The sequence below is a fragment of the Massilia arenae genome, from assembly GCF_008014745.1.
GTDB classification, from domain to species: domain Bacteria; phylum Pseudomonadota; class Gammaproteobacteria; order Burkholderiales; family Burkholderiaceae_D; genus Telluria; species Telluria arenae.
Genome location: NZ_VPFD01000029.1, coordinates 69,273 through 78,731, shown reverse-complemented (window position 1 = coordinate 78,731; position 9,459 = coordinate 69,273). Strand labels below are relative to the sequence as shown.

The 9,459-nt window shown below is 68.2% G+C and carries 11 protein-coding genes; 6 read left to right on the top strand and 5 right to left on the bottom strand.

The features are described 5' to 3' along the window. Positions 1 to 543: 543 nt before the first annotated feature. Both FVD38_RS22000 and rnk read left to right on the top strand, forming a co-directional pair. Positions 544 to 816 (top strand): hypothetical protein, encoded by a 273-nt coding sequence (locus FVD38_RS22000; RefSeq protein ID WP_147936756.1) that lies wholly within the window; start codon positions 544 to 546, stop codon positions 814 to 816. Continuing rightward, positions 813 to 1,193, top strand: a complete 381-nt coding sequence (rnk, locus tag FVD38_RS21995; RefSeq protein WP_147936755.1) for a nucleoside diphosphate kinase regulator — start codon at positions 813 to 815, stop codon at positions 1,191 to 1,193. Before FVD38_RS22000 ends, rnk begins: the two co-directional genes overlap by 4 nt. A gap of 25 nt (positions 1,194 to 1,218) precedes the next feature. Here rnk and FVD38_RS21990 read toward each other — a convergent pair whose 3' ends face one another. Both FVD38_RS21990 and FVD38_RS21985 read right to left on the bottom strand, forming a co-directional pair. Beyond that, on the bottom strand, positions 1,219 to 1,827 hold the full coding sequence (locus tag FVD38_RS21990) for a response regulator transcription factor (protein WP_147936754.1): 609 nt from the start codon (positions 1,825 to 1,827) through the stop codon (positions 1,219 to 1,221). After that, entirely contained in the window at positions 1,817 to 3,409 is a 1,593-nt protein-coding gene (locus FVD38_RS21985) for an ATP-binding protein (protein WP_187271673.1), read from the bottom strand. Before FVD38_RS21985 ends, FVD38_RS21990 begins: the two co-directional genes overlap by 11 nt. Positions 3,410 to 3,495: 86 nt before the next feature. Between FVD38_RS21985 and FVD38_RS21980 the strand changes: the two genes are divergently transcribed. Further along, positions 3,496 to 4,485, top strand: coding sequence for a FapA family protein (locus FVD38_RS21980; protein ID WP_229493898.1), 990 nt, complete (start codon positions 3,496 to 3,498; stop codon positions 4,483 to 4,485). Further along, the gene (locus FVD38_RS21975) at positions 4,482 to 5,183 is read left to right on the top strand and encodes an N-acetyltransferase (protein ID WP_229493896.1); all 702 of its coding nucleotides are present in this window, start codon (positions 4,482 to 4,484) and stop codon (positions 5,181 to 5,183) included. Before FVD38_RS21980 ends, FVD38_RS21975 begins: the two co-directional genes overlap by 4 nt. 32 nt (positions 5,184 to 5,215) lie before the next feature. On the opposite strand, the gene FVD38_RS21970 is transcribed toward FVD38_RS21975, so the two are convergent. Continuing rightward, positions 5,216 to 5,836 carry a LuxR C-terminal-related transcriptional regulator gene (locus FVD38_RS21970; protein ID WP_147936758.1) on the bottom strand — a complete coding sequence of 207 codons (621 nt, stop codon included), beginning with the start codon at positions 5,834 to 5,836 and terminating at the stop codon, positions 5,216 to 5,218. A gap of 181 nt (positions 5,837 to 6,017) precedes the next feature. On the opposite strand from FVD38_RS21970, the gene FVD38_RS21965 reads away from it, so the two are divergent. Then, positions 6,018 to 6,458, top strand: a complete 441-nt coding sequence (locus FVD38_RS21965; protein WP_147936752.1) for a winged helix-turn-helix domain-containing protein — start codon at positions 6,018 to 6,020, stop codon at positions 6,456 to 6,458. Here the strand turns inward: FVD38_RS21965 and FVD38_RS21960 are convergent. After that, positions 6,448 to 7,992, bottom strand: a complete 1,545-nt coding sequence (locus tag FVD38_RS21960) for a hypothetical protein (RefSeq protein ID WP_147936751.1) — start codon at positions 7,990 to 7,992, stop codon at positions 6,448 to 6,450. The two genes, FVD38_RS21965 and FVD38_RS21960, sit on opposite strands and share 11 nt — an antisense overlap. A 159-nt stretch (positions 7,993 to 8,151) precedes the next feature. Further along, positions 8,152 to 9,087: a methyltransferase gene (locus FVD38_RS21955; protein ID WP_147936750.1), complete on the bottom strand. Its 936-nt coding sequence runs from the start codon at positions 9,085 to 9,087 to the stop codon at positions 8,152 to 8,154. A 182-nt stretch (positions 9,088 to 9,269) separates the two neighbouring features. Between FVD38_RS21955 and FVD38_RS21950 the strand changes: the two genes are divergently transcribed. Then, positions 9,270 to 9,452 (top strand): hypothetical protein, encoded by a 183-nt coding sequence (locus tag FVD38_RS21950; RefSeq protein ID WP_147936749.1) that lies wholly within the window; start codon positions 9,270 to 9,272, stop codon positions 9,450 to 9,452. Positions 9,453 to 9,459 lie beyond the last annotated feature (7 nt).

Below are 9,459 nucleotides of genomic sequence, written 5' to 3'. Positions count from 1 at the left end.
GATGCAGCGTTTGCGCCAGCGCTTGGTAATGCTCTTGAATGAAGAACGGCCCGGTCGAAAAATCGACCGGGCCGTAAAGGCCTTGCCTCAGCGCTACACCGTTCGTGTCCTGAAGCGGGACCTTAACTGAACGGCATTACACCGCAAGGTGGCTTTTTTCATTCCATAAGACGAGTCGCGCATAGCCTCGCCGCATCAGGGAAACCCCTAAGCGCTTCCCTGATGCGGCGCGCTTCCTTGTTTGCGACAATAGGGCTACGGGTGTCTCCACGCCCGTTCCGGGCGGCGCCGCACGAGCTTGTCGGCGCCATGGCCCCATCTTTTTCTTCCATCGAATGACAGGTGCGATGTCGCTCTCTCCGATAGATACGGTCTTTCGGCCTTTCCTGCATGGAGGCCGCGCCCGGCTTTGCTGAGCTCGGCGGTTGCAGGTCTGGCGGTTGGTTCCGCCGGGCCTGGCTCCCGCCGAGCGCCCGGATGCGCTCCGGTTCCACGCCCGCAAGGCGTGGCCGGCTTTCCAGTATGTCTGCAGCGGGAGCAGCAATGCACGATCTAACCGTTTCATATCGCCCGGGCGCGCACGCCCCGGATCCGGCGCGCGAAGCCAGGGCCAGGCTCGCGGGACGCCGAAAACGCCTGCTCGGACGGCAGGCGCTGGCACGCGGCGCACGCTGGCGCCGCTGCGCGCTCGGCGCCATGACGTCGGCACTGGCCATCCTGGTCGCCCTCCAGTTCGGCATGGGACGCCCGGCGCCGCTGCCGGCGCCGTCCGGCCCCCATCCCATCCAAGACCAGACCAGACCAGGAACACGATGACCAACAAACTGCCTCGTATTTTCGTATCGAACACCGACTTCGAACGCCTCATGGCCCGGCTACGCGCCTTGCCGATCGCCGATGCCGACCGCCTGCAAGGGCTGGCCGATGAGCTGGACCGGGCCGATGTACGCGATTGCCGCGCGATGCCGGCCGACGTCGTCATGATGGGCTCGACCGTCACGTTCGCGATCGGGACCGGCCCCGACCTGACGCTGACGCTTGTCTACCCGGACGAGGTGGACGGTCAGCCCGACCGGATTTCGGTCTTCGCCCCGGTCGGTAGTGCCTTGCTGGGCTTGCCGGTGGGGGCGCGCATCGAGTGGCCGCGTCCGGACGGCGTAACGCAACTCATCACGATCAAGCAAGTGAGCTAAAAGCGAGGCTCGCGCCGATGCGCCTTCAGTGCGGCTGGTTCTGCAAATGCTGGCGCACCAGGTCGGCGACCGTCGCCACGTTCAGCTTGTCCATCACGCGCGCCTTGTGCACCTCGACGGTCCGCACGCTGATCGCCAGCAGCTGAGCGATTTCGCGGTTGTGGCGGCCGTCGACCACCAACTCCATCACCTCGCGCTCGCGCGGCGTCAGACTGGCGTGGCGGCTCGCATAGTCGCGCGCGGCGTTTCCACGGGGCGCGTCGCGCTGGCGCGACAGCGCTTCTTCCACCGCCTGCATCAACTGCGCTTCTTGCAGAGGCTTTTCCAGGAAATCCACCGCCTGCGAGCGGAATGCTTCGCGCGCCGAGCCGACGTCGCCATGCCCGGTGATGATCAGGACCGGCAGCCTGCTGCCCAGTTCCACCAGCTTCTTTTGCAGGGTCAGTCCGTCCATGCCCGGCATGCGGATGTCCAGCAGCACGCAGCCGCGCAACTCTTCGTTCCAGGCGCCAAGGAAGGTCGTGGCGTCGGCAAAGAAGGCGGTCCGGTAGCCGTGCAGGCTCAGGAGAAGGCCGAGCGCGTCGCGCACGGCCGCATCGTCGTCGACGATGTAGACGGTTTGTTCATTGTGCATGGTCTGGACCTTCATCGGCGCCGTCATGTAAGGGCAGGGTTATCTTGAGTATCGCGTGGGGCCCGGGTTCCACGCTCAGTGTGCCGCCATGTGTCTCCACGATCGCGCGGCTGATGGCCAGGCCCAGTCCCAGGCCGCTCGACTTGAGCGAGATGAACGGTTCGAACAGGCGCGCGCGGATCTTGTCGGCGATCCCGGGACCGTTGTCGGCGATCCGGATCCATACCGTGGCGCCGTCCATACCGGAGCGCACCGCGATGCGGCGCTCGGCCCCGGCCGGCATCTCGGCCAGCGCCTGGAGCGCATTCGACAGCAGGTTGCGCAGCACGATCTCGAGCTGGATGCGATCGCCGAGCAGCACGGCGCGCGGCGGCGGCGAGACGTCGAGCGCGATGCCCTGGGCGCTGGCCTGGCCCACGAACGGCGCCACCGCGGCGCGGATGAGTTCCGCCAGCGCCAGCGGTTCGAGCGCCGTCGTCCCGGTGCGAAAGAAGTCGCGCAGGCGCTTGAGCACGTCCGACGCGCGCTGCGATTCGGCGACCATCGACCTGATCGTGGTCTGCAGCAGGGCCTCGTTGCCGCCGCGCGCCATCAGCCGCTCGCAGGCGCTGCCATACATCGACAGCGCCGTCAGCGGCTGGTTCAGCTCGTGCGCGACGGCCCCCGCCATCTCGCCAGCGGCAGCCAGGCGCAGCGAGTGGCGCAGGTCGTGGCTGGCGCGACGCGCGACGTCCACCGCGATCCCGATCAGGAAGCCGGACAGCGTCAGCGTCAGCACCAGCATCTGCACGTTCGGCATTTGCGCCGGGTAGGCGATCGGGCGCAGGGCGGCGATGGTCACTCCCGCCTCGAGCACGATGGCGGCGGTGACCGCACCGGCCATGCCGTGGCGCGCGGCCGACCAGGCCAGGGGCAGAAACAGCAGGTAATAGACCAGGGACTCGGGCGCGGGCCGCTGCAGCCCGACGGCCAGCACCAGTGCGATCAGCGCGACATAGGCCAGCGTTTCCCAGCTGACGATTCGGTGCAGCACGTCGGCGCGCAGCCCGGCGTCGAGCAGGTAGTGCAGGGCCGGCACGATCACCAGCATGCCCGCCGTCTCGGCGATCGTATAGCGCGTCACCAGATCGAGCCAGGCACGGCTGGCGAAAGCATCGGCGCCCAACAGCATCAGCGCATAGGTGGCCGCGCTGAGCAGGCTGCCGAGCGTGACCAGTCCGGCCCAGGTCAGCAGGCCGCGGTGGCTGGCGAAGAAGGCGTTGCCGGCCAGGTAGCGCCGCATGACGGCGCCCACGGCCAGGTACATCGGCACCGGAAGCAAGCCGACCACGAGCGACAGCAGGGGCTGGGCAGGCAGGGCCGGGGTGATGGCAGCGGCGACCAGGACCGTCGCCACCAGCAGCGGCACGCCTTTGAACCCTGCGGCCAGCACCAGGTAGAGCGCCAGGCCAGCGGCCGGGTGCCATACCGGCGCGATCGTCTGATGGCGCGCTTCGGGGCCGCTGAGCATGTCGAGGACGATGTAGGCGATAGCGAAAGCGCCGCCGAGCCAGACAGCCCGCACGGCACGCAAGTCGATCATGGTGTGCTTTCCCGGCGCGCGCGCCGTCGTCAGGATGGCAAGAGCGTGAAAAGAGCGCATCCTGCACCGTTTTGCGCGGCAGGTCCATGAGAGAAACCCTTACGGGCGGTCCTGATGTGCGCGCGAATGCCCGTCATTATACTGCCGCCGCCTGGTCGCTGGCCGCGTTGCCAGCCCCGATGCACAAGCCCGATTTTCCCGTTCGATTTCTTGACATGGACCTGAACAAGCAATTCATCAAGACCAAGCGACCCTGCGCGGACGGTTTTCGCTGGTTCCTCAAACACCACCAGGAGGGCGCCGATTACCAGCCGCTGCTCGATGCGCTGGTGCTGGCCGGACGCACCGGCGACGCCTGCTGGCTGCTGGAGCAGTTCGGCCCGACCGATACGGTGCTCGAGGTCGACGCTGTCGAGGCCGGGGCGCTCGTGTTCGCAGGCTCGCTGCTGGTGCGGGGTGGCGTCGAGGTCGACACCGTGCTGGTGGCCGGCGGCGGCATTCGCGCCGGCGGCGGCATCCGCACCGGACAGGGGCTCACGAGCGGGGGCGACATCCGCGCCGGTGGCATGATCCGCTGCGGCGGCACCCTGGCGTGCGGTGGCGACGTTGGCGCCCAGTGGAATATCGAGGTCGCCGTGGACCTGCGCGCGGCCGGCAACGTACGCGCCGGCTGGGACATCGCCTGCGGCGGCGCCGCCGACATCGGCGGCAACTGCAGCGCCGCGCATGGCATCGCGTTCGGCGCCGCCGCGCGCTGCGGCCACGGCCTGCGTGCGGGCGAAGGCATCGAGGGCGAGGCGGCGATCCGCGCCGGCCACGGTATCGAGGCCGGCAGCAACATCGCCTGCCGCGACCACCTCGAGGCGCAATGGGGCATTCGGGCCGGCGGCGATATCCGCGCTGCAGGCGCGATCCGGGCCGGCGAAAGCCTGCAGGCGCAGCACATCGAGGCCGGCCAGGGCTTTGGCGTGTACGCCGGGCTGGCGGTGCGCGAGGACAACTGGGCGGCCTGCGCCCAGGTACGCTCGGCGCAGCGCCCGGTGCGGCTTTTCAGCGGGCACTGGGAGCGGCCATGATGGCGACGCCCATTCCCGCCATCCTGGTCCTGTGCGGCAGGCCGCACGCGTTGCGGATCGACGTCGACCATTGCGACGACGGCATCGAGCATGAACTGGCCAGCCTCTATCGGCGCATGGCGCGACCTGGCGACTGCCTGTATGGCATGGCGGCGCCGGGCATTGCGCATCCTGGCTTCGCATTCCGCCATCGGGTAGCCGACGGCGAGCACTACGTGTATGCCATCGACGCCGTGCGCGGCCGCATGGCGGGGTATACGGTGTTCAACCGGCTGGTCGAAGTCGACCGACGCACCGATCGCCACGTGCGCGCCCCGCACGCCAAGTTCGGGCTCGCCTACCGCCGCGCCGGCATCGCGACCGCCATCTATCGCTGGTGGCTCGATGGCGGCAATTGCCTGCTCAGCGGCGCGCGCCAGTCGTCCGGCGCCCATGCCCTGTGGATGTCGCTGGCGCGTCGTTACTGTCTGGTTCATGCGAACCTGGACGGTCGCCGGCTACGCGCCGTGCCGCCAGAGCAGCTTGCCCGGCGCCGCGACGAACTCGGCACCCGTATGCTGCTGCTCGGCGAGGGCTGGGACCTCGAGCGCTGGTGCGCCGCGACCGGCATGCCGCCGCCCGAGACGGCTGCTGCCCCAGCGCCGCATCCTGGTCCTGCACGCCCAGGAACCGTGACTGGCAGCGCGGCACGCCGTTAATGTGGCGCCGGCGGCCCGGGCAGACCCGCGCCTCAGTCCAGCATCCCGCGCCGCAGCGCGATCACCACCGCGTGCGTGCGGTCGCTGGCCTGCAGCTTTTGCAGCACATTGCTCAGGTAACCCTTGACCGTCTCTTCGGCGATGCCGAGTTCGCGCGCCACTTCGCGGTTGCCGAGGCCCTGGGCGACCAGGGCCAGCACGTCGCGTTCGCGCGCGGTCAGTTGTTCCGGCCTGGCCTGGGTGAGGCGCTGGGCCAGGTCCGGCGCCAGCACCCGGCGTCCGGCGTGGGCCGCGCGCACCAGTTCGGCCACGCCCGTCCCCAGCGAACTTTTGAGCACATAGCCCGAGGCGCCGGCTTCGAGCGCGCGCTGCACCTGGCCGTCGCCGGCATAGGTGGTGACGGCGATAATGCAGGCTTGCGGGTCCCTGGCGCGAATCGCGCGGATCGCCTCGATGCCGCCGCAGCGCGGCATCGCCAGGTCCATCAGGGTCACGTCCGGCAGCAGGTCGAAATAGCGTTCCTGGGCCTTGAAGCCGTCGTCGGCCTCGGCCACGATCGCAATGTCCGGTTCGTCCTCGAGCACGCCCGCGATCCCGCGCCGCTCATCGCGGCATGCCCGGCGTGAAGATGGCGGTAGTCCTTGCCATGAAATCCCTGAAAGATGGTTGTGGATGGTGATTCGCGCGACGTTCACCCCCGATCGGGCCTGCTGCAGGATGGATGTGACCGCTATCCTCCCATTATGACGCCTCCCGGTTACAAATCAATACAAGTAGCCGGGCGGTCCAGGGCGCCATGCCGGCGTCGCCGGGGAGAGTGCGAAGGAGCGGAGCATGAACATGAACATGAAAGGCAGGGCGGGATACGAAACGCTGGCATTCCTGGACTTCGAGCTGGTGCCGGCGGCGCGGCGCCTGCGGCGCGGCGGGCAGGCGGTCGCCATCGGCGGCCGGGCCTTCGACCTGCTGGTGCTGCTGGCCACCCACGCCGGCGAGGTGCTGGGCAAGCGTGCGCTGATGCAGGCCGTGTGGCCGAACACGGTGGTGGAAGACGTCAACCTGCGCGCGCAGGTCGTCAATCTGCGCAAGGTGCTCGGCGGCGGCGGCGACTGTCCCTGGCTGGTCAATGTCGCCGGCCAGGGCTACTGCTTTACCGCGCCGGTGCGGCGGCCCTTGACGCTGTACGGCGCCGACGATGGCTGGCAGGAGGAGGCGCGGGAGGTGAGGGAAGTGCGCGCGCCGGGCCGCGCCGAGGTGGCGGCGCTCAGCGCTTGAGTGCGTGCGGCCATTCCGCCGCTGCGCACACCGGCGAACCGTTGATATAGCGCCAGCCCTGGCCCATCACCACCACGTCGCGCTCGTCCAGCTTGCGTCCCGGCCCGCACAGGGTCTCATGCGCTCCTGGATTGCGCACGTTGTACAGGGTCTTGAGCGGCTGTTCGGCGTTCGGATAAGCAATCACGCCATTCACGTTGAACGAGCCGTCCTGGTGGTTGGTGCGTTCGTAGAAGATCTCGGGATCCGGGTTGTACCACGACGGCGCCGTCTCGAGCACCCACTGGCCCAGCGGGCTGAAGTCGGTGTAGCCGTAGCGTTTGGCGTGCCACATGGCGCCGAACTGCAGCACCAGCACCGCCGCGATCAGGGCCAGCGGCCAGCGCCGCTGCAGGGCCAGCCAGGCCAGCGCCAGGTACAGCAGCGGCGAGGCGCCCCACACCACGTAGCGCATCGGACCCGAGGCGCCGGAATTCCAGTTGACGGTGGACAGCGCCGGAATCGCCAGCGCCAGCATCAGGCCGAAGGTCGCGGCCAGGTGCCACAGCGGGCGCTGCGCGCGCCGCTGCCACAGCAGCCACGCCAGCAGCACGGCGACGGCCGGGAAGGCGATGATGGCGCCCTGGTTCGGGTCGAAGAAGAACGAGCCCAGGCGGCCTGGAGTGACCAGCGCCGGGTCGGTCGAGAACTTGGCGATCAGGCTCGGTTCGTGGAACTCCCACAGGCTGAACAGCATCGGCACCACCGCCAGCCCTGTCTGCAGCGTGCAGGCGATGGTATTGCGCCAGTTGACGACACGGTGCAGCGCGGCGTGCCACGTCAGGTCTTCCGAGACGATCAGCCAGCCCATGCGGATGAAGGGTGCGAACAGGCCGAAGAACACCAGCGGCGGATTTTGCGTCGCGGCCAGGCCGACCAGGATCGCGCCCGCGATCGGGCGTCCGATGGTGAACAGGATCAGGCCCGCCAGGAGCGAGCCCATGGTGAACACTTCCGGGCTGGTCCAGTTGAGGTAGGGCAGCGCGCCGCTCAGCACGAACAGAGCGATGCCGACCCAGGCGCGCAGGGCCGAGCCGAGCAGCAGGTAGCAGGCCGCGGCCAGCGCCAGCACCGGCAGGTAGTTCATTACCTGGTAGGCCTTCCACGGATTGACGCCGATGCTGTCGAGGATGACGAAGGGGATCGCCGTCAGCATCGAATAGCCGACGAAGTGGATCGACATGTAGTGGCCGCGCTCGGACAGCAGCAGGCCGGGGATCGGGACTTGCTCGCCGGCCCTGATCCTGTCGCGGGTCCTGCTGAGTGCGGTGCGGAGCTCGCCCTCGTCCTTCGGCGTGAGTTCGATCATGCGCTCGACATCGCTGGCCACGATATAGGGCGTGCCGTGTTCGGCGACGGCAACCGTGGTCAGGCCGTATTCGAGGAAGTCGCCATATAGCTTGACTTTGGTGGTGCTGAACACCACCACCAGGACCAGGAATACCGACAGGAGAAAACGCAGTAAGGTTTGTTCGGGGGGAGGAGCGACTTGCATGAATGGCAGGCGCGCGATGCCCGCGCCCTATTTATAGTAGTTGCCAGATTGTAATGCCCTATCCTGGGGAGCACCAGCATTCGCGCGCCATCCGACGTCGCTTATTTACCGTGTATAAATCGGATACGAACTGGTCACAAGCCAGCCGTCACTCCGGCCTCAGCGCTTGACCGCGTGCAGCCACACCGCCGCGATCCGCTCCACGTCTTCGTAGCCCGGTTCGCCCAGCTGGCCGCCGAAGATGTCGGGATCGAGCTCTTGATAGGTCCAGGTGTCGCATTGCGCCGCCAGGGTCGGGCGCAGGCTTTCCAGGAAGTGGTCGCCCGGGCCGGACAGGGCCACGCCGGTGTAGAGCATCAGGCTGCCGCCGCGGCGCAGGCGTCCCAGGCTCTGCTCGACGATGCGGCGCGATATTTCGGCGCCGCGTTCGCCGCCCCCATGGCGGTAGCGCAGCGCATCCGGATCGACCACGAAGGGCGGGTTCGACACCACCAGGTCGAAGTCGCCCTGCAGGCCGTCGAACAGGTCGCTTTGGGCGAGCGAGAAGTTGGCCGCCCAGTTCAGGCGGCCGTTGACCATCGCCAGCTCGAGCGCCTTCGGGTTGATGTCGGCGCCGATCACGTCGGCGTGCGGGAATGCGCGCGCGATCGTGAGCGCGCCGGCGCCCCCGCCGCAGCCGATGTCCACCGCGCGCACCGGCCCGGCGCCGACGAAGGCGAAGCCGCGCCGCATGGCGGTGACGAAACGGTAGGTGTCGGGGCCGAAGAACACGCTGTCGTCGTCGCGCGTCGGCCAGGCCGAGTGGAACAGCAGCATGTCGTCCAGGGTCGAGACCCGCACCAGCGAACGCAATCCATCGTCTTTTTCGTCCAGCACGCCGGCATCGACCATCAGCGCGAGCACGCTCGCGGGCAGCAGATCACGGTCGAACGGCCGGCTCCAGCCGAACACGCCACGCAGGTCGTGCGCGCGCTCGTTGCCGGGACGGTTATTGATGCGGCGGTGGGTCGAGGGCGTAACCGTCATGAAGCGGTAGCCGGCCTGGCGCAGTGCCGTGCCGAGGGAGAGGAGGGCATTGGCATTGGATGAGTTCATGGCGCCAGCGTGGCACGGGCGCCGCGTCCGCTCCGTGCGCGCACGCACGCAGGATGTATGCGTGTGCGGGCTGGATTTGGTGCATTATGTGATCAACCGGGAGATACCGGAAAACGACCGGAAAAACGACCGGAAAAGCGACCGAAAAATCGGCTGGAAAAATCGAGTGTGGGAGAGAAATCATGACGAGTCTGGAACTGGACGACGTGCCGCGCAGCCGCATGGCGCGCGAGATCGCACGCGAGCGCCGCGAGCGCGCGCTGCATGACGAGCTGCGCGCCGGATTGGGCGCGCTGGACGACCTGCGCGGCAAGGACGCGCGCGAGCGCGCCGACACCTGCAACTTGCGCCGCGGCGGCAACTGAACAAGAG